This is a genomic window from Luteibacter sp. UNCMF366Tsu5.1 (assembly GCF_900119235.1).
In the GTDB taxonomy this organism is placed as follows: domain Bacteria; phylum Pseudomonadota; class Gammaproteobacteria; order Xanthomonadales; family Rhodanobacteraceae; genus Luteibacter; species Luteibacter flocculans.
This window is the reverse complement of sequence record NZ_FPIS01000001.1, coordinates 418,011-438,430: the sequence shown is the minus strand read 5'-3', so window position 1 is coordinate 438,430 and position 20,420 is coordinate 418,011. Positions and strand designations below refer to the sequence as shown.

The 20,420-nt window shown below is 65.1% G+C and carries 13 protein-coding genes; 3 read left to right on the top strand and 10 right to left on the bottom strand.

Annotated features, from left to right (window positions below; translation table 11 throughout):
* On the bottom strand, positions 1-651 hold the full coding sequence (locus BT115_RS01865) for a hypothetical protein (RefSeq protein ID WP_072320852.1): 651 nt from the start codon (positions 649-651) through the stop codon (positions 1-3).
* A gap of 515 nt (positions 652-1,166) precedes the next feature.
* Here BT115_RS01865 and BT115_RS01860 point away from each other — a divergent pair.
* Positions 1,167-1,988, top strand: coding sequence for an alpha/beta fold hydrolase (locus BT115_RS01860; RefSeq protein ID WP_083527363.1), 822 nt, complete (start codon positions 1,167-1,169; stop codon positions 1,986-1,988).
* A 630-nt stretch (positions 1,989-2,618) separates the two neighbouring features.
* Here BT115_RS01860 and BT115_RS01855 read toward each other — a convergent pair.
* From BT115_RS01855 to BT115_RS01835, 5 genes are read right to left on the bottom strand one after another with little or no spacing between them, the layout of a single operon-like run.
* Positions 2,619-4,034 (bottom strand): family 4 glycosyl hydrolase, encoded by a 1,416-nt coding sequence (locus BT115_RS01855; RefSeq protein WP_072320850.1) that lies wholly within the window; start codon positions 4,032-4,034, stop codon positions 2,619-2,621.
* Positions 4,012-4,956, bottom strand: coding sequence for a carbohydrate kinase family protein (locus BT115_RS01850; protein ID WP_255369337.1), 945 nt, complete (start codon positions 4,954-4,956; stop codon positions 4,012-4,014). Before BT115_RS01850 ends, BT115_RS01855 begins: the two co-directional genes overlap by 23 nt.
* Positions 4,935-6,299, bottom strand: coding sequence for an APC family permease (locus tag BT115_RS01845; protein ID WP_177257351.1), 1,365 nt, complete (start codon positions 6,297-6,299; stop codon positions 4,935-4,937). The genes BT115_RS01850 and BT115_RS01845 overlap by 22 nt, the downstream gene beginning before the upstream one ends.
* Complete coding sequence (locus tag BT115_RS01840; protein ID WP_072320848.1) at positions 6,280-8,163, bottom strand: glycoside hydrolase family 35 protein; 1,884 nt, start codon at positions 8,161-8,163, stop codon at positions 6,280-6,282. The genes BT115_RS01845 and BT115_RS01840 overlap by 20 nt, the downstream gene beginning before the upstream one ends.
* 2 nt (positions 8,164-8,165) lie before the next feature.
* Positions 8,166-10,973, bottom strand: coding sequence for a TonB-dependent receptor (locus BT115_RS01835; protein WP_072320847.1), 2,808 nt, complete (start codon positions 10,971-10,973; stop codon positions 8,166-8,168).
* Positions 10,974-11,623: 650 nt separating this feature from the next.
* Here BT115_RS01835 and BT115_RS01830 point away from each other — a divergent pair.
* A complete protein-coding gene (locus BT115_RS01830) occupies positions 11,624-14,542 on the top strand; it encodes a TonB-dependent receptor (protein ID WP_255369336.1) in 2,919 nt (972 codons plus the stop codon).
* Here BT115_RS01830 and BT115_RS18610 read toward each other — a convergent pair.
* On the bottom strand, positions 14,530-14,676 hold the full coding sequence (locus tag BT115_RS18610; RefSeq protein WP_177257350.1) for a hypothetical protein: 147 nt from the start codon (positions 14,674-14,676) through the stop codon (positions 14,530-14,532). The two genes, BT115_RS01830 and BT115_RS18610, sit on opposite strands and share 13 nt — an antisense overlap.
* Positions 14,677-14,914: 238 nt before the next feature.
* On the opposite strand from BT115_RS18610, the gene BT115_RS01825 reads away from it, so the two are divergent.
* Positions 14,915-16,216, top strand: coding sequence for an NAD(P)/FAD-dependent oxidoreductase (locus tag BT115_RS01825; protein ID WP_072320845.1), 1,302 nt, complete (start codon positions 14,915-14,917; stop codon positions 16,214-16,216).
* A 58-nt stretch (positions 16,217-16,274) separates the two neighbouring features.
* Here BT115_RS01825 and BT115_RS01820 read toward each other — a convergent pair whose 3' ends face one another.
* The 3 genes from BT115_RS01820 to BT115_RS01810 all read right to left on the bottom strand — a co-directional run bounded on the left by BT115_RS01820 (position 16,275) and on the right by BT115_RS01810 (position 20,327).
* Positions 16,275-17,135, bottom strand: a complete 861-nt coding sequence (locus BT115_RS01820; RefSeq protein WP_072320844.1) for an aldo/keto reductase — start codon at positions 17,133-17,135, stop codon at positions 16,275-16,277.
* 103 nt (positions 17,136-17,238) lie between these two features.
* Entirely contained in the window at positions 17,239-19,527 is a 2,289-nt protein-coding gene (locus tag BT115_RS01815; protein WP_072320843.1) for a hybrid sensor histidine kinase/response regulator, read from the bottom strand.
* A complete protein-coding gene (locus BT115_RS01810) occupies positions 19,524-20,327 on the bottom strand; it encodes a response regulator transcription factor (protein WP_218184705.1) in 804 nt (267 codons plus the stop codon). The genes BT115_RS01815 and BT115_RS01810 overlap by 4 nt, the downstream gene beginning before the upstream one ends.
* Positions 20,328-20,420 lie beyond the last annotated feature (93 nt).

Below are 20,420 nucleotides of genomic sequence, written 5' to 3'. Positions count from 1 at the left end.
TCAGCCTTCTGCGCGCGGTGGCGCGAGCGGTAGGCTTACCACCAAGGTGCCAGGCCGATCGGTGCTCACATGACCACCGTGGCGCGCGGCGATCTCCCGCGCTACGGCAAGATGCAAGGCCTGGGGCGGATCGAGCGACAGGCGCTTGCCCGCTGTATCACCTCGCGCCGCCCCACCGAGCGAGACCACGTATTGGCCGTTTGCTGTGTCCGCCACGAGGGTGGCATCGGTCATGCCGGACTCGGTCGCGAGCATGGCAAGGCGACGCATGAGCGCGGTCAGCGCTGCCTCGGACAGGGCAAGCTGCGGCGAGGGTCCCCGATAGCTGGTCGGGATGCATTGCTCGCCGAGTTCCGCAAGCGCTGCCGCAAGACTGGAACGCGGATCGCCACGATCGGTACTTTCCTCGGCGATATCCGCCATGGCCGAAAAAGCGGATCGGAACTGGCTGCCGAATGTCTCGAAATCGTGCAACAGCGTTGCCATCGCCTCTCGCGCCTGAGGCAGTTTGGCCTGGCGCAGGTAGTGATCGATGAGTTCAGCCTGGAGCAACAGGCTGCCCAACGGCGTGCTGAGCGCGTGCGCCGTTTCGCGACGGAACCGGGATTCGCCCAGCGGCGCGGCGGTGTCGTCGTCCGTGGAGTGATTCATGTCGATGGGAGCGGAAGTGGGGACGCCTCGACCATAGGTGCCGCCGCGTGAAGAACTCAAACGCAGGACGTACCCGACGTGTCAACGTACCCGAACACACGGCCAGGGCGCGTCGTCTGCCCGCCGCGGAATGGGCCAACTATTGCCACGCCGGCATTCGCTGTACATACGGCCTCCCGAGGGGCGCGATACCCGTCGGAGGGGGATGCAGGGAAGCCGCAGCGCCATGCGACTTTCGTCACGCCGCCAGCCCGTCACCCCGCAATCGTTCAAAAACGAGGGCACGCGCGTCCTATCCCGCCGGAGGCCGAAGGCCAAGAATGTCCCGGGCCCACCAAGGAGACAGACCCGTGACCGAATCCATCGAACCGGCGCTCGACGCCACGCGCCGCAACTTCGTCCTCAACGCGGGCACGCTCGCCGCAGGCACGGTGCTCGGCGCCGGTGCACTCGCCGCCTCCGCGCCGGCCAGCGCTGCGAGCCCCTCCTCATCCAACAGCAAGAAGGAAAGCTCGATGTCGCTCTTCACCACGAAAGACGGTACCCAGATCTTCTACAAGGACTGGGGCAAGGGCCAGCCAGTATGGTTCCATCATGGATGGCCGCTGAGCTCGGACGACTGGGACGCCCAGCTCATGTACTTCCTCAACCACGGCTTCCGCGTCATCGCCCATGACCGTCGTGGCCATGGTCGCTCGACGCAGACCGACACCGGCAACGACATGGACACCTATGCCGCCGACGTCGCCGAGCTGGCCGCGCACCTCGACGTGCGCAACGCCGTGCACATCGGCCATTCCACGGGCGGCGGCGAAGTCGCTCGCTACGTGGCGCGTCACGGCAAGGGCCGCGTTGCCAAGGCCGTGCTGGTCAGTGCCGTGCCCCCGATCATGGTGAAGACGCCCGCCAATCCGGGCGGTCTGGACATCTCCGTGTTCGACGGCTTCCGCAAGTCGCTGGCAGAGAACCGCGCGCAGTTCTATCGCGAGGTGCCGATCCCCTTCTACGGCTTCAACCGCCCGGGCGTGAAGACCATCGAGGGCACCGTGGACAACTGGTGGCGTCAGGGCATGATCGGCGGCATCAAGGCGCACTACGATTGCATCAAGGCCTTCTCGGAAACCGATTTCACCGAAGACCTGAAGGCGATCGACGTGCCGACGCTGGTGATGCATGGCGATGACGACCAGATCGTTCCGTTTGCCGACTCAGCGCCGCTGAGCGCGAAGCTGCTGAAGAAGGGCGAGCTCAAGGTCTACAAGGGCTACCCGCACGGCATGCTCACGGTCCATGCGGACGTGCTGAACCCGGATCTGCTCGCCTTTATCAAGGCCTGATCCGTGAGGTAGAGGTCTCGCACCGCCGCAACGGACATCCCGTTGCGGCTTTTTTTTGCACTGTGGGAGCCTGCCGGTGGGAGCCAGCCTGCTGGCGATGGGAGCTTACCTCACCGCTAAACCGCTTCGTTGGCTTTTCGCCAGCAGGCTGGCTCCCACCTTTGCTTTTTCGCTTCTCGCACTGCCGCAACGGTATCTTGTTGCGGCGTTTTTTACTGTGCGAGCCGCCATGGCGGCGAGGGAAACTTGCCTTGAGGTCCCGTGACGCCGGTGGACCATGGGTTTTGGCTTCACCGCTCCGTTGGCCTCTCGCCGCCATGGCGGCTCCCACCTGTTTCATGGCATCTCCGAACCTGCCGGTGGGAGCCAGCCTGCTGGCGATGGGAACTTGCCTCGTCGCTACACCGCTTCGTTGGCTTTTCGCCAGCAGGCTGGCTCCCACCTTTGCTTTTTCGCTTCTCGCACTGCCGCAACGGTATCTTGTTGCGGCGTTTTTTACTGTGGGAGCCGCCATGGCGGCGAGGGAAACTTGCCTTGAGGGTCCGTGATGTTGGTGGGCCACGGGTGTTGGCTTCACCGCTTCGTTGGCTTCTCGCCGCCATGGCGGCTCCCACATGCTCCCAGATGCGCCTACGGGCGACGCAGCACGGGCCCGTGGCACAGGCATTCGCCATCGTCGCCCGCATGGCCGAGCAAGGCATCCAGAAGGTCGCCCGAAGGCGTCCATTCGCCGATCGCGGGGTGGATGAGCATGGCCTTGCGTGCCACCAAGCGCCGGTCGTCGAGCACCGATGCGATCGCCGCACGTTCATAGGCCTTCACGGAACGCACGAGGCCATGCACGGCATCCGGCAGCGGCGCGATCGGTCGTGGCACGATCGCATCCATTGAAATGTCCGAGGCGATCTCGACGATGTCCTCGTCGGGAAGATCGGGCAACGCACCGCGGTTGCGTGTATTGACGACGATGCGTGCCGGCTTGGCGCCGGTCAGCGCGCTCATCACGTCGATGGCGATGCGGTGGTAGCCCGTGGCGACGCGGAACGGATCGCCGTCGAGACTCACGCCGTGATCGAACGCGGATCCACCCTCGGCTTCCAGCTTCATATACGACCCCGACCGCTGATTGAGATACGCGGCATAGATGTCTACCGCCGCATCGCCATCTCCGGCGTCCAGCCGCGCAGTCAGCGCGGAAAGCAGGTCGTCGTTGAGCCGTTGGATCTCCGCACCGCGGCTGCCGCCCTGCCGACGCTGGTTGTCCAGCGCGCGGCGGCGCTCGTAGTAGAAGAACAGGTATTCGGTGGGGATGAGGCGCAATGTGCGGATCATCGCCAGGTCGAACAGCGGCGCCAGATAGAGCTGGCGCAACAGTTCGTCGCTTTCCAGCAGCCGGTCGAACACGTCTTCGCCACGCACGCGCACGCCGCGCACCCAACCCAGATGATTGAGTCCGACGTAGTCGCACTCGACCTCGTCCGCGGGTTCGCCCAGCGCGCGCGCGATGTTGTGGAACAGTTCCGTCGGCGTGTCGCAGATGCCGACGATGCGCGCCTTGCTGTGGTCGCTCACCGCCTGCGTGATGAGCCCCGCGGGATTGGTGAAGTTCACCAGCCATGCCGCCGGGCTCAGACGTTCCACGAGACGCGCTTGCTCGATGGCGACGGGGATCGTGCGCAAGGCCATCGCGACGCCGGCCGGCCCAGTGGTTTCCTGGCCCGGATAACCCTGCTCGATCGATACCCGTTCGTCTGCCGCCCTGCCCGCGATACCGCCGATGCGAATGCTGTTGAGCACGAAGTCGGCGCCTTCGATGGTCTCTTCCAGCGACGTCGCACCGCGCAGGCGGAGATCGCCGCCAAAGCGACGCACGATCGCGCGGCCGAGATCGACCATGATCCGAAGGCGCGCAGGGTCCGGATCGTAGAGCACCATCTCGGCCGCGCCGAGCGCTTCCGCGGCCTCGTTCACGCCGAACACCACCAGGGGCGAACGCACGCCGCCCCCTCCTATCAATGCGATCCTACGGTCCGTACGTACGCTCACGAAGTGTCCTCAATTGCGGGGGATGGGGAAGGGATTGCAGGGCGCCCGGCGCGGTGGCGCATAGCGCGCCGCAGACGCACGCACGTTCGACGCACCCGATCAGCGGATCGCCGTCGAGCAAGGCATCGATGAAACCGGCGTCGAAGGCGTCACCGGCGCCCGTGGTGTCCACGGCGTCCACGACGGGCGCCGGGAGATGGATGACAGCCGCGTCGGCCAGCCACGCGCCTTGCGCGCCGGCCTTGAGTACGGCGGTCGCCACGCCATGGCGGCGCGCCCAGTCGATGTAAGCCGTGGGATCGTCCGAGCCGGCCAGCAACGCCGCTTCCTTTGCGTTGGGCAGGAACACATCCACGTCGCGACAGGTTGCGTGATTGGCCGGGTCGCGCAGCCACTCCGGGCTGAAGCCGACATCGAGCGAAGTGGTGCAACCCGCGTGCTTCAACGGGGGAAGCACGCGCGTGGCAAGCTCGCGCGACAAGGGCATGGCGAAATGCACGTGCCGCGCCGCGGCGAGATCGGCCACTACCGCCTGGACGTCCAACAGGTCGTCCAGGCCGCGGTTGGCGCCGCGGTACGTGAAGAAGGAGCGGTCCTCCGGCGTGGAAAGGCTCACGGTGATGCCGGTCCCTTCGGCACCAAGACGGATACCGCCCATCTCGACACCGAATTCCGACAATCGCGATTCGAACCAGTCGAAGTCGGCATCGCCGATGAGCCCGACGAGGCGCACGCGACGGCCGAGCCGCGACAGGCCGCAAGCCGTGTTCACGCTGCCGCCGCCCAGTTCGCGCAGATAGCGCTCGGCGAACACTTCCTCGCCTGGCGCAGGCCAGGCAGGGAAGCCGCCGAACACGTGGTCGGCGTAGATCTCGCCGACCACGGCGACGTCCCACGGCTTCATGTCGAAGGAAACGGCCACGAGCGGGTTCTCCGTGCTTGCCAAAGAAATATAAGGGTGCCCACCACGACGGCGAGCACAGCCGTCACGATCGACGGCCAGCCACTGGTGGCAACGAGGTAGAGCCAACCCACCACGCTCACGACGATGGGCAAGGGATACAGCGGCATGCGGAACACGTCACCGGCAGAGTGACGCCGACGCAGCGCGACCACGGCGAAGCACTGGGCGATGTACTGGAACAGGATCTGCACCACCATCAATGTGGCGATGAGGCGCTCCAGCGACACAAAACAGGCCAGTGCGGATGTCGCCCCGACGAACAGCAGCGAGACGGTGGGAAAACCACCGCGCGGATGCAGCCGCGCGAATACACGGAAGAACTGACCGTCCGCAGCGGCGGCATACGGCACGCGCGAATAGCCGAGCAGCACGACCAGCGCCGAACCCCATGCGGCTAGCAGAATCAACAGCACCGCGAGCGTGCCGCCGATGCGGCCGTGGATGGCCTGCATGAAGTCCGCCACCACCGCCTTCGACTTCGCGGCTTCTTCCCAGGGCAGCACGCCGAGGATGCTCATGTTGAGGCCGAGATACAGCACGGCAACCAATGGAATCGAGACAAGCACGGCGAGGGGGATCGTGCGCCTCGGGCGCACGACTTCCCCGCCCAGCATGCACACGTTGTTGTAGCCGCCGTAGTCGTACACCGCGATCAAGGCGACGGCGCCGAGCCCCAGCCAGAAGCCATGCGTATCGTCGGCGCGTACGTGCAGGAAATGCGCCGCGTTGCGCATGTCGAAATGCGCGATGCCGCTGGCGACCACCCAGGCACACGCCACCACGACGACCGCACTGACCAGCATCGACAGCTTCTGTATCTCGCCGATGCGCCGGTACAGCACGGCCGTGTTGAACAGACACAGGCCAGCGGCGAGCAATACGCGACCGCCCTCCCCCAGCGATGGCACCAGATACCCGAAATACTGCGCGAAACCGACGGCCGCCGAGGCAATGGACAGCGGCGCGGTCAACAGCGTCTGCCACAGGTAGAGAAACCCGAACAATCGTCCTGCACGTTCCCGCCCATACGCCTCGCGCAGGTAATGGTACGGGCCGCCCGACTCGGGAATGGTCGAGCCCAGTTCGGCCCACACCAGCCCGTCGCAGAGACAGAGCACGGCACCGGCAATCCAGCCCAACAGCACGCCCGGCCCTGCCAACGCAGACAAGGCCAGTGGAATGGTCACGAACGGCCCGATGCCAATCATGTTCAGCACGTTTGCCGACAGGCCACCCCAGAAGCCGATGGCACGCGGCGGCACGTTGCGCGCCGTAGCGAGGTCAGTCGTGTCGGCTCGCATCGGCGCCTCCGTCATGCAATCGCTCTGCCGCATGGATCGACGCAGCCGCCGTGCGGTGCAGGTCGAGCACTTGCACCGTGTTGTCGCCATCGTGCAGCCATGGGCCGGGGCAGAACAATCGCTGCTGCGGACCGATGTGCCAGTACCGGCCGAGCAGTCGCCCGTTCACCCAGAGATAGCCCTTGGTCCACTCGCGCATGTCGAGGTAGACGTCGCCCGGGCGTTGCATACGGAAGGTACCGCGGAAGAACACACCCGGTCGTGACGGCGCCGCGCGCGCAGGTTTCAGATCTCGGAACCAGTCGCCGTCGAGCGGCAGCGGCCACACGTCGAAATCGTGCAGCATGTCGCCGTCCAGCGTGACCGGACCGACGAGGCCCTTGTGATCGCCGAGTCGCGGGCCGAAATTGATGTGCCCAAAGGCGTCGACCAGGACATCCACTGTGCCTGGCGCCGGCAACGCCACATCCGCCGTCGAGGAAAGCGCCGGATGGACCATGCGCGACACGTGGGCGATCTCGCGGCCGTCGAGGTGGACCACCGCGTAGTCGCGCACGCCTTCCAGGCGCAGGCGCGATCCGCGTTCGACATGCTTGCGATAGAGCACCAACCCTTGGTCCTGGCCGAACAGAATCTCGTTCGGTCCGGGCCGCGGTACACGCGCCGGTGTCGTTGGCAGGTTGTCCCACAGCGAGGCATAAGGGGCCAACACGGTCGACGCGAACGTGCCGGCCGGCTCGGCGCTCGGCACCGGCGGTGGCACAGCGCCCGTGGCTTCCGCAATCGCTGCACGCAAGCGGTAGTACTGCGCCGTCGGTACGCCACGCTCGTCGATCGGCGCGCCATAGTCATAGCTGGTGATGACGGGCTGGAACTGCGAGCCATCGTCCTCGGCATTGGCGCCGGCGGTGAGGCCGAAGTTGGTGCCGCCATGCACCACGTAGAGATTGAACGAATACCCGGCACGCATCACGTTACGCAACGTCTCCACATAGTCCTTCGCCGCGAAGACCGGCTCGCCCCAATGCGTGAGCCACCCCGGATAGCCCTCGCCCACCCACACGGGCGCCTCGCCCGCGACGGTCGCGCCCCTGGCGAGGGTCGCCGCATCCGCACCGTCCAGGCCGAGCGCCGCACCGGGAAGGTACGCTCGCCGCCGCTGCAGGTCGTCCCATCCGTCGGACACCGAAAACGGCCCGTCGATACCGTGCTCGCGCCACATCGCCTGGATGGCTTTCAGGTAACCCACGTCGGCGGCGAACATCGAATACTCGTTCTCCACCTGCAGCATGAGGATAGGCCCGCCCCGACCGACCATGAGCGGGGCGATGCGAGGTGCCAATTCGGCCACGTAGCGCCGCACGGCGGCCATGTAGCGGGGATCGTCCCGATCGCGCAGGCGTGTGTCGGGGTCGCGCAACAACCAGGCCGGAAGACCGCCGTTGGTCCATTCGGCGCATACGTAGGGACCGGGACGCAGATACACCCACAGGCCCTCTTCCTGACACAGGCGGATGAATCCCTCGATGTCGCGGTTCTCGCCCTCGAAGTCGAACACGCCCGGCTCGCGCTCGTGATGGTTCCACATGACGTAGAGCGCAATGGTGTTGAGCCCCATCGCGCGCGCCGTGCGAATGCGCGAGCGCCAATGCGCTTTCGCGATGCGCGCAGGATGCATCTCGCCGCTGTGGATGCGGAACGATTCGCCGTCGAGCAGAAAGGATCGGCGGCCGAGCGCGAAACGATGGGGGCGCCCGTCCGGCGCCACAGGACGAAACGGCGGTGCCGTTCGTCCCAGGGCAGGCCTCGCTACCCACGCCAGGGGCGCGAGCAGCGAGAACGCGAGGAAGTGCCTTCGCTGCACGATCAGAACGCGTACTTGACGGTGAGCAGCGTCGTCATGCCTGCATCGACGATGTCCGAATTGGCAAGGCTGTTCCTGCCGATGTGCGACCAGTACGAGTACTGCTTCGTGAGGTTGCTCACCTGCAGGTCGAGCTGAATGCCGTTCGGGAGCTGATATCCCGCATGCAGGTCGACGCGCCGGATCGGCCGGATCCACAGGTCGTCCCACGGGCTTCCCTGGTTGAGGAAGTCGTAGGTGGACAGGTAGGAACCGGTGTAGTGATAGCTGAGGTTCAACGAGAAGCCATTCTTTTCGTAGAACAGCTCGGCGTTCGCCATGCGCTGCGGTGCCGCCTGCAGACGCTCGTTACCGAAGCCGTCGCGACCGAGATCCACCTTCGAGTTCTGCCGCGTGGCATTCACGCTGAAGCCCAGCCCATCGAACGGCGCCGGAAGATCCTGGAACTTCTGCCGCCACGTCGCCTCCAGGCCGTAGACCTTGCCGTCGCCGCCATTGGTCGGGGTCTTGGTCAATACCGTGCCCTCACCCACCGTATCGGGGTTGGCCTGACCACCACCGCTGTCGTAGATGTAGTCGCGCAGCTTCTTGTAGAAGCTCGACAGCGACACATAGCCGCCGCGCTCCGTGGTCCACTCCGCGGCAAGATCCACGTTGGTGGACTTGATGGGTTTCAGATTGGGATTGCCGCGCGTGATCGTGGTCACGCCGTCGGACGTGTTGATCTGCGACCCGCCACCGAGCTGCACGAACGCGGGACGGGTATAGCTCTGCCAGATGGACGCGCGATAGACGACGTTGCCGCTCGGTCGATAGTTGATGAACAGGCTGCCCAGCGGCTCGTTGTAGATGGTGCGGTTGTTGTCGAAGTAGCCGGGCAGTTCGTTGCCGTTGGCATCCGTCGGCGTGGTCCAGAAGGTGTTGTGGATCGACGTGTGCTCGAAGCGCACCCCGGGAATGATCTCCAGCGGACCCTGCTCGATCGTTGCCATCGCGTACGCTGCCGTGACGGCCTCGGTACCGCGCATGGTGTCGCAGTTGTAGTTGTTGAAATCCAGCTGACTGCAGGTATCCAGATCGGAAGGCAACACGTGCTGGTCGATCAGCGCTGCGACCGCAGCGCGGCTCACGTCAGGTGCGCGCCAGTGGTACTTGTCCGGAAAAATCGAACTGTAGTAACCCTTGAAGATGCCGAGATCCTCCAACGTAGTCACACCGTCGTTGATGCCACCCGTGGACCAGTCGCGATTGGTGAACTCGCGTGAGCTGTCGCTGTACTTCACGCCGAACTTCACCGACGACACCGGACCGTTCTCGAAGTCGTAGCGCAGGTCCAGCTTCGCGCCACCGCGCTTCTGGCCGGAGCGGATCCGGGTGACCTCGCCATAGTCGTTGGCCCACATCGCCCCGATGTTGTTGACCGAACCGAGCAAACCAGGGGTGAGTTGCGGATACGGGAACCCGCCGTTGCCGTAGCGCAGTAGCGAGCTGCCGCTATAAGCGAAGTTGTCCTGCGAGTACTTGTCCTCCCGCCCGTCGATCTCGACGTGATTCGGTCGATCGTTGCGCCCGAAGCTCCAGAAGACGTTCGGCGAAATCGTCCAGCCGCCCGCCGTCTTGTCCGCGCCGAACTGAAAGGTGGCGAGGTCCGCGCGTTCCGGGTTGGTCTCGAACCAGAAGCGGTTGGCGATGCGCCCGATATTCGGCGCGTACACGCCAGGCGTGGCGGTCGGCACGTAGGTGACGTTGGACGGCAGCAACTGCGTGTACGTCGTGTTCTGTTCGGTCAGCGCATACGCGTAGGTCATCTTCGCGTAGGCCTTCAGCGTCGGATCGATGTTCCAGTCGAGGGAGATGTTGCCGCCATAGCGGCGCTCGAAACCGGACGCAATGCCGACGTTGGTACCGGTGCTGACAAGGTTGTGTGCGGGATCGTAGCCCGGCGCGTTGTCGCCCTCGGCGGTGGCATGCAGGAACGCCCACGACCCATCGTTCGATGCGCTTTCGGCCGCGCCGATCTCGCTGTTGGCAATGTTGCGATAGTCGTAGTAGCCGCTCACGTAGACGCCGAACTGCTTCTCCGCGCCGAATTTGGTCTGCAGTTCCGCCGCCAAGCCGCTACCGAGTCCGCTGCCGCCGTAGTCGCGCGCACGGCTTTCGGAACGACCGCTGGCCGTGACACTGCCGCTGAAATCCTTCTTGAAGTCGAACGCGCTCGGCGTGCGGAAATCGATCGTTCCGCCGATCGCATCGCCATCCATGTCCGCCATCGAGGTCTTGTTGAGCACGATGGTCTGCAAGCCCGAAGGGGGAAGCAGGCTCAACTGGACGCTGCGGCTGTACGGCATGCCCTGAGCGACGTTGCTGCCATTGATGAGGTTCACGTTGTACTCGGACGGCAGACCACGCACCGATGCGAACATGCCTTCGCCGCGCGCCGCACCATCGATGCCGCCGAAGTAACCGGTGCCCGTCGTCGTCACGTTCACGCCGGACATGAGGCCCAGCGCCTCGGCCACGTTGTGTACGGCCGTGTGTTGCAGATCGTTTGCGGAGAGCACCTCGACGGTGTTCACCGAGTCCATGCGCATATTGGTTGCGTCGTAGCGGTTGGCGACGACGCTCAGCGCCTTCATCTGCACCGCCTTGTCCTTGGTCGGCGGTTTGTTTGGCGCCGATGTCGCCGTGCTGCCGTCAGTCGGCGGCGTCTGCGCCGCTTGCTGCGCAAACGCCGGCACCGCCAGCGTACCCAGAGCGGCACACAGCGCCGCGACAAGCGTTTTCCTGCAAAGACCCTGTTCGTTACGCACAAGTCACCCCACCCCGAAAGTGTTCGATAGGCCGCCGCGCGTGCCCTCGCCGCGCATGGCGTCGTCCGCTGATCAGCGGGTTCGCTTTCGAGTTCCGCGCGACGCATAGCCACGGCACCTGCGAATGCAGGCGTGACGCGACGGGCCACCGGAACGGAGCAACGTGCCGATCAGTCGATCAGGAATCAGCGGACGCTGTGCGGGGGGGAGTAACCGGCAACGCACTTGCCGCGCGAGCGCAATGCACTCAACTTGGCGCGTGCGAGGATGGGAAGGCCATCGGCCATGACGTGTGGGAACGTGCGTCCCGTGAAGGCGCAGCTTGGATTCGCTTGGTTTGAATCGAGGCGACGCATCGTGGCTGTCCCGTCATTCATAGCGAGCTGCGCTGGCCGACATACCCCATGCATGTGGCCGCCGCGCGCGATGGACGTCCATTCGGAGGCATCGCGGCGAGCAAGGTATAGCGCACCGTCAAATCGCCGTCAACGGCCGAATTTGCATAGGTGACGGTATGTTGCGTTGCATCAGCGGTGAACGGACCGTCGCAACATTCTGCTGCGACGCAGGATGACAGTTGCGTGGCACTCCCTCATTCTCGCGGCCCACGGCGGAAGGGGTCGCCGGTATCTACGAACGCAGGGAACAACATGATGACTCGTCGCCACCCGACGCATGGCCGCGCCGTGCCCTCGCTCCGCCCGCGGCTTCTCGCGACCGCCTGCATCGCGGCGTTGATGACGCAGCCGGCGCCGGCCCAGGACGCATCGGCAGCGCCGCAGCAATCGTCCGCGTCATCGACGACGCAGCCACCGACGACGACGCAGTCGGCTACGCCCAAGGACAAGCGGACCGCGAATCCGGATGCGGCAAGCACGCTCGATGCCGTGATCGTCACGGGTATCCAGGGCAGCATCCAGAACGCGATCAAAGCCAAGCAGAATTCCGACAACATCATCGAGGCGATTTCGGCCGAGGACATCGGCAAGCTGCCGGACAGCAGCATCGCCGAAAGCCTGGCGCGCCTGTCGGGCCTCGCGACCCAGCGCGTCGACGGTCGTGCCAACCAGATCTCGATCCGCGGCCTGTCGCCCGACTTCGCCGGCACCACGCTGAATGGCCGCGAGCAGGCCACCATCGGCGAGAACCGCGGTGTCGACTTCGACCAATATCCCTCGGAGCTGATCAGCGGTGCAGCCGTCTACAAGACGCCGGACGCCAGCCTGATCGGCCAGGGTCTTTCGGGCACGGTGGACCTGCACACGATCAAGCCGCTTGACCTGCCGAAGCGTGCCTTTGCCGCCAATCTGCGCGGCGAGAACAACTCCAATGGCAGCCTCAATCACGGCACCGGCGTTGGCGACACGGGGCACCGTGCAAGCTTTTCGTACATCGATCAGTTCTTCGATCACACGCTGGGCCTGGCGGTCGGCTTCGCCCAGCTCGACTCTCCCGTGCAGGAGAAGCAGTACCAGGCATGGTGGTGGAGCCTCAACAACGGCTCGCAGGGTGCGGAGTCGAACTGGGGCGCACCGCATACGCCCGGCATGCCGGACAACGTGATCTCGCAGGAAGGCATGCAGCTTCGTGCGAAGTCGGAGAACCAGTTGCGCAACGGTCTGATGACCGTGCTGGAATGGGCGCCGAACGACAACTATCACTCCACGCTGGATCTGTATTACTCCACCTTCGACCAGAAGACCTATCTGAACGGCGTGCAGTGGTCGAGCAGCCCGTACGACAACGTGTCCTACAACAATGTCGGTTACGTGCCGGCGCTGCCCTATCCGATCGTCACCACGGGCCACATCGACGGCCTGAAGTCGATCCTGCAGAACGATTACACCAAGGAACGCGACCGGCTCTTCTCCGCCGGCTGGAACAACCAATACGACTTCGGCAATGGCTGGGTGATCACGGGCGATGCATCGTATTCCAGCGCGAAGAAGCGCCTTCACGACGCTTACCTTTTCGCGGGCCTGCCGGGCCAGGCGACCTCGTCGACGGACTTCGCGACCCCTGAGCACGAGGGCTTTCCCGACTTTCGCCCAGGCGTCAATTTTGCCGATCCCTCGGCCATGTTCTTTACCGACCCCAATGACTACGGTTACAACGGTCGCGAGGAATTCGACCACCAGAAGGACACCATCAAGGCATTCCGCCTCGAAGTCAGCCACCCGGTGGGCTGGATCTTCTCCGACGTGAACGTCGGCGTGAATTATTCGGACCGTCGCAAGACCAAGCAGGCGGACGTCTATTTCGCCTGGCTCAATGGCAACGGCTCGACGGCTGACGACTACCAGCCCGGGTTCGCGGCACCGATCGATCCGTCGTACCTGCGTGGTACCACCGACCTCAGCTACGGCGGTATCCCGGGCGTCGTGAACTACGACGTGCTGCGCGCGCTCGCGGGGCAGTTCTACCTCACCCAGCGCAACGGCCAGGCGGACTGGAGCCGGAACTACTCGGTGCGGGAGAAGGTTCCCGTCGCGTACGTGAAATTCAACATCGATACGACGCTGGGCGATGTACCGTTGCGCGGCAACGTCGGCGTACAGGCCGTGCGTACCGACCAATCCTCGGAAGCCCTGCAGACCAACGGCGACACGCTGGTCGGTCGCATTTCGGATGGCACCCGTTACACCAAAGTGCTGCCGAGCCTGAACCTCGCAGCCGAGATCGCTGACAAGCAGTTCCTTCGCTTCGGCCTCGCCAAGACCATGGCCCGCGGGCGTATCGACGACGAGAAGGTGGCGACGTCCGCCGGCGTGGCCCTGGTCAACGATGGCCCTGCCGCAGGCCAGGTACTGTGGTCCGGTAGCGGCGGCAATCCGAAACTGAAGCCATACATCGCCGTGGGCGCCGATCTGTCCTGGGAAAAATACTTCGGTACCGCCAGCTACGTCGCCGCCGCGGTGTTCAACAAGAACCTGCTCAACTACATCTACAACCAGACAACGCTCGACTACGACTTCTCTCGCTACGTCAATGACAACCCGACGCTCACGCCCACCAGCACGCGAGGCTCGTTCACGCGGCCCGAGAACGGTACCGGCGGCAAGATGCAGGGTCTGGAACTTTCGGGCGCGATCGAGGGCGGCCTGATCGCCCGCGCGCTGGATGGCTTCGGCGCCCAGGCGAATTTCTCGCTGACGAACAGCACCTTGCCCGTGAGCGCGGTGTCGAGCATTCCGGGCAGCCCGTCGACGCTGCCGGGTCTGTCGCGCAAGGTGGCGAACCTGGCGCTGTACTATGAAAAATACGGCTGGTCGGTGCGCATCGCCGAGCGCTACCGTTCCTCGTTCACTGGTGAGGCGGTGGCCTTGTTCGACCAGCTCGGCTACACCCGCGTACTGGCCGACAAGCAGACCGACTTCCAATTGGGCTACGCGTTCGAGCACGGCACGTGGGACGGCCTGTCGATCCTGTTGCAGGTGAACAACCTCACCAACTCGCCGATGAAGACCGAACAGATCTCGGGCTTGCCGAACAATGTGAAGGTCGCCCGACCTCTGGAATACGACACCTTCGGTCGCACGGTGATGTTCGGCGTCAACTACAAGCTCTGATCCTCGCGCGCCGTGCTGGGCGCGCACGCCCAGCACGGCAGCGCGACCTGGCAGCCGACCTCCTCGTCCACATGGAGCACGGTGCCCTCACCGTCGCAGATCGGGCAGACGGACGGGTTATCGGTGGAAGACATGGGCGTTTTCCTGACGGAACGCCCCCGTTATACGCCGCGTCGCGGTGGCAGGCACAGCCCCTCGTAGGAGCCGCCATGGCGGCGAGAGAAAGCTTGCAAGCGTGTGGCGAGGTTTCCTCGCCGCCACGGCGGCTCGCACAAGAGAAGGCGGTTCCGTGCACGGGATCGCAGGTCTTCGCAAGCCGGCTACGACGTGCTCCGTATGCTGTCCACCGAAGACTTTCGGAGGACCCACTCGATGACACTCCCTGACCACCGCGGCATGCATACCGTCGTTATCGTCGGAGGCGGTGCCGCCGGCATCGAACTCGCGACACGACTGGGCAAGCGCGGCGATCTCGACGTGGCGCTGGTGGATCGCGATGCCAGCCATTTCTGGAAGCCGCGCCTGCACGAACTGGCCGCGGGATTGCTGGGCGATGGCGAGGAAGCAGTGCCCTACCTTGCCCACGCCCAGTCCCACGGCTATCGCTACGAGCCCGGTGCCTTGCGCGGCCTCGACGTCGAGGCACGTCGCATCGACCTCGACGAGGTTCGCCTGCCCATGACGGACGAGTTGATCCTCCCGCCGCGCTCGCTGCGCTACGACACGCTGGTGCTCGCCATCGGCAGCCGCGTGAACGACTTCGGCACGCCCGGCGTCCTCGCTTACTGCGACATGCTGGACAGCCCCGCCCAGGCGATCGCGCTGCGTCGAAAGATCCTCGCACTCGCCCTGCGCAGCGCGGGCGATCCGGACCGTCGCATCCGCATCGGCATCGTGGGCGCAGGCGCCACCGGCGTCGAACTGGCGGCCGAGTTGCACCACGCCTTTGACGACATGCACCGCTACGGCGGGCTGGGCTCGGCGTCCAAGCTCGACATCACGTTGATGGACATGGCGCCACGCGTGCTGCCTGCGGTAGATCCGAGCACGTCGGCCTCTGCGCAGCGCACGTTGGAAGACATCGGCGTCGACGTGCGTCTCGGCGTCGGCGTAGATGCCGTGACACCCGAAGCCTTCCATCTGTCTGACGGCAGCACCGTGCCCTGCGACATTCGCGTCTGGGCAGCGGGCGTCACAGGCCATCCGATCGTGGCGGAGCTGGGGGTGTTCGAGCTATCGAAGGACCGGCGCATCGTCGTGGACGAACGCCTCGCAGCGAAGGGCGTGGCGAACGTGTACGCCATCGGCGATTGCGCCTATGCGCCGGCCGGCGCCGAGGGCGCCAGCGTGCCACCGACCGCCCAGGCGGCTCATCAGCAGGCGGGTTACCTGGCGGACGCCCTGCCCCGCGCGCTGCGCAGTGAGACCGTGCGCGCCTTCGTCTATCGATCGAAAGGCACGCTGGTGTCGTTGGGCGAACGCCAGGCGACCGGCGAACTCCCCGCCGTGCCACGCAAGACGCCCATTCCCATGCGCGGCCTGCTCGCCAAGGGACTCTACGTATGGCTGCAGCACATGCATCGCGTCGCGTTGCACGGATGGTTCCGCGCCTTGGCGCTGTGGCTGGCAGACGGCTTGCGCAACACGACACTGCCGCCCGTCAAATTGCATTGAGATGGCGAAGCGCGGGGAACGACGTGGCGTTCGTCGTCTCCCGCGCTTCGTCAATCCCTTACTTCACTGCGTGTTCGAGCGCCTCGAAATCTTCCTGGGACAGCTCGAGCGACGCGCCCTTGACGTTGTCCGCAAGGTGATGCGGGTTGCCGGTGCCCGGAATGGGCAGCATCACGGGCGAACGCTTCAGCAGCCACGCGAGCGCCACCTGTCCGTCGGTCGCCCCGAGCTTCTTCGCAATGGTGGAAAGCACCGAGCCCTCCTTGGCCAGTTCACCGGCAGCCAGCGGGAACCAGGGAATGAAGCCGATGTTGTGCTTGGTGGCGTAATCGAGCACAGCTTCGCTCTGCCGATTGCCCAGGTTGTACAGGTTCTGCACTGTGGCGACCTTGAAGAAAGGCTCGGCCGCCTGGATGTCCTCGACGCTCACCTCGGACAGTCCGACATGGCGAATGAGGCCTTCCTTCTGCATGTCGCGAATGACGCCGAACTGCTCGTCGCGCGGCACCTTGGTGTCGATGCGATGCAACTGCCACAGGTCGATCCGTTCCACGCCCAGACGGCGCAGGCTCATGAGCACGCACTGGCGCAGGTATTCGGGCCGACCGACGGGCGCCCAGATGTCCGGGCCATGGCGGGTGAGGCCGCCCTTGGTCGCAATGACCAGGCCCTTGTACGGATGCAGTACTTCGCGGATCAGATCCTCGCTGATGAACGGGCCGTAGCTATCGGCCGTGTCGATGAGGTTCACGCCGAGGCCTGGCAGCGCTGCCAGGGTGTCACGGGCGGCCTTGGGGTCCGCCGGCTCACCCCAGATGCCCTTGCCGGTGACGCGCATGGCACCAAAACCGAGCCGATTGACCTCGAGGTCGCCACCGATCTTGAACGTGCCGCTTGCGGATGCGTTGATGCTTGTCATGGGGGTGACTCCATTGCGTCGGATGAAAGGGGGTGCCAATGACATTGGGACGATGATGAACGTCTAAAGGTTCTCGTCGCCGCTCGCTTGCACGAAGCTACCCTTAAAGCCGATCCGCAATTTCCTGCAACAGCGCGCCAATGTCGCCACGCGCCACCGGACGCGCCAGCAGCAGCGCCTCCACCCGCTCCACATCTTCCGCCAGTTGCATGGCCCCGGAGACCAGCGCGGCGCCCTTCAGCCGATGGGTCACACGCAGGGCCCGCTCCGGGTCGGCGTCTTCCAGGGCGGCGTGGATCGCGGCGAGATCGCGCAGGCTTTCCTCACGCAGCGTGTGTTCGGCCAGGGTCGTGCCGGGCGCGCCGACCAGCGCGTCGCGTAGACGATCGAGCGACAGCGGCTTGCCGAGCACCGTGTCGATCCCGCTTTCGACGCAACGGCGCATATGCGTTTCGCCATCGTTGGCGGAGATGGCGATGAACCGCGTCGGTGCGATGCCGGCGGCCGCCTCGCGTGCGCGCAGCTCGGCGGCGATGTCGTAGCCCTGCATGTCGGGCAGTTCGCAATCCAGCAGCACGCCTGCGTAACGACCCGGGACGAAGGTGTCGATGGCAGCCTGTCCGTGATCCACCGCGTCCGTTTCGTATCCAAGGAACTTGAGCTGGGCGGCAATGATCTGCCGATTGGCCGGGTGATCCTCCACCAACAGCACCGTGCCGGCCGCCGCGGGCAATGCGTCGATGGCAGCCTCACCGGCGTCGTCGGTCGCCGGCACCACGGGCACCCGGCTGGTGGGCAGCTCGATACGTACGGCGGTGCCCACGCTGACGTCGCTGCTCAGTTCCAGGCGACCGCCCAGGTGGCGCACGATCTCGGCGCAGATGCCGAGGCCCAGGCCGGTACCGCCCATGCGCTTGGAGTGCGCGCCGTGCGCCTGCGAAAACGGTCGGAACAACTCGCGCTGCCGTTCGGGCGGCACGCCGATACCGGTATCGAACACTTCCACCACCAGATGACGCACCTCGCCGGTGGCTTCGCTGGCGGTCTGCCATAGCGCGATACCGACGTGTCCCTGCTCGGTGAACTTCACCGCGTTGGAGAGCAGGTTTTCCATGAGCTGGCGCAGCCGGGTCTCGTCGAGCAGCAACCACGGCAGTGCGCCCATGGGCAGATCGAGCCGAACGTCGAGGCCCTTCTGGTCGATGGCGGCGCGCTGCCCTTCGATCACGTTGCGTGCGATGCCCACGGCGTCGCACGCGAGCAGATCCGGGGTGAAGCCTTCGCTCTCGGAGCGGCTGTAATCGAGTGCACTCTTAAGAAGATTCTGAAGACTGCGACTGCTCGACTGCGCGATCGCCATGAGATCGCGCTGCGGTCCTTCGAGCGAGGTGCGCGACAACAGCTCGATCGACGAGACCACCGCGTTTACCGCATTGCGTACTTCGTGGCTCATGACGGCCAGCAGCATGGTCTTCTGCCGCTCGCCACGATGCGAGGCCAACTGTGCGCGGCGCAGCTGCCACAGCGCGAAGACCAACGCGAGAATCAACGCGACGCCAAGCCCGATCTCGATCCGATAGGCCGACGCCACCTGCGACAAGGTGGGCGCGCGCAGATACGCGGTTTCAAGCCAGCGCTCGATCACCGCCCGGTTCTCCTCCGGACCGATGCCGTGCAGGCTGTCGTCGATGATCGCCAGCAGTTCCGGCGCATTCTTGTGCACCGCCACCCGGGCAGCCACGGGCATTTCTGTGACGTTGCCCGCAATGCGCAGGCTCAGCGCGTAATCGCGCCGGACGATGGGATGGTAGGCCACGTCCACGCCGACGCCGGCATCGGCAATGCCGCTCTCCACGGCCGCCAGTACCTGGTGGATGTCCGCCAGGGGCAAGCGCGTGATCGCGGGGTGTTCCCGGCGGAGCCACGATTCATACGCGCCGCCGCCCTTGAACGCGACCGTGCGGCCTTCCAGCGCATGCATGTCGAGCGTGGCCGGGCCGACGGTGCGGCTGATGATGACGGTGCGACCGACGTAGAACGGCGAGGACACCAGCGCGCGGTCACCCACGTCCGCCGCAAGCAGGCGATCGCTGAGCGACGGCAACATGTCGATGCGCCCGTCGTCGAACGCACGTACGGCGTCCTCCCATGACTTCATACGCACGGTAACGAAGCGCAGCCCCGTATGCCGCGAAACAAGCTCCAGGTACTGGCTGACCAGCGGATTGCCCCAGCCCTCACCCGCCTCCGATCCCTGCTGCGGATCGATACCGATCCGCAGCGTCGGGTGGGCCGCGACCCACCGCTTGCGCGCTTCCGGACTCGGCGATTCGGTTCCTGCGACGACGGCGACGACGAACAGCCCCAGGATCAAGGCAAGGACGCGCCTCACTTCGGCGGTCCGCCGTCCAACGCGAAGATGTAGTCGCGCATCAGGTACAGCTCGTTGTCCGACGTGATGCGCAGCTTGCGGAAGGCGGCTGATTTCTGCGTGCTGATGGTCTTCAGGCTGCGCCCCGAACGGGCCGCGATCTGCCCCACGGTCATGCCTTCGAGCAACTGGCGGACCACTTCCCATTCGCGTGGCGACAGCGGCACCAGGTTCGGCCGTTCGGCCGCTTCGGCATCGCGCGACGGCAGGTACTCCCGCCCGGTCATCAGCGCGTCGATGGCACGGATCACCTCGTCCGGGTCCTGGCTCTTCGCCACAAAACCATCGGCGCCTGCCTGGCGCAGGCTGTGCACGACGAGGCCCTGTTCGTGCGCCGAGACGACCAGGATCTTCATTTTGGGGTAGGACGCCCGCAGGAGCTTGATCAGGGCTACGCCATCGATGTCGTCCAGCGCAAGCGAATAATCGATGATGGCGACGTCGACCGGCATGCTCGCCAGCATCGCGCGGAACGGCCGGCTGCTGGCGTGGCTACCCACAATCACGATGGAGGGAGATTTCTCAAGGTGCGCAGTCAGCCCCTTCAGGACGAGCGCGTGGTCGTCCAGCAAGGCCACGCGCACAGAGCCAAAATAGGATCGCGCGGACATGAGTGGACCATGAAGCCATAGTTGTAATCGAATGCCCACTTGCGTGGGCGATGCGGGACGAACCATATCTCGGAGCCGCCACCTTGTAAACGTTGCCATGCTCGGAGAAGCACTCGAGTCGACCTCGCACAGGTTGCCGATATCGGCCATTCGACCACCTCCGTAAGCCATACAGGCAATGCCCGCGCGCGTTGCTACGCTTTGGTGGCCCCCGTCAGACGGGGTTTGTGACGCCTTCCAAGG

Coding starts and splice junctions, on each gene's coding strand:
- BT115_RS01860 (WP_083527363.1), top strand. CDS start 1,167: ATGTCGCTCTTCACCACGAAAGACGGTACCCAGATCTTCTACAAGGAC.
- BT115_RS01810 (WP_218184705.1), bottom strand. CDS start 20,327: ATGGCCGATATCGGCAACCTGTGCGAGGTCGACTCGAGTGCTTCTCCG.
- BT115_RS01830 (WP_255369336.1), top strand. CDS start 11,624: ATGATGACTCGTCGCCACCCGACGCATGGCCGCGCCGTGCCCTCGCTC.
- BT115_RS18610 (WP_177257350.1), bottom strand. CDS start 14,676: ATGTCTTCCACCGATAACCCGTCCGTCTGCCCGATCTGCGACGGTGAG.
- BT115_RS01825 (WP_072320845.1), top strand. CDS start 14,915: ATGACACTCCCTGACCACCGCGGCATGCATACCGTCGTTATCGTCGGA.
- BT115_RS01845 (WP_177257351.1), bottom strand. CDS start 6,299: ATGCGAGCCGACACGACTGACCTCGCTACGGCGCGCAACGTGCCGCCG.
- BT115_RS01820 (WP_072320844.1), bottom strand. CDS start 17,135: ATGACAAGCATCAACGCATCCGCAAGCGGCACGTTCAAGATCGGTGGC.
- BT115_RS01865 (WP_072320852.1), bottom strand. CDS start 651: ATGAATCACTCCACGGACGACGACACCGCCGCGCCGCTGGGCGAATCC.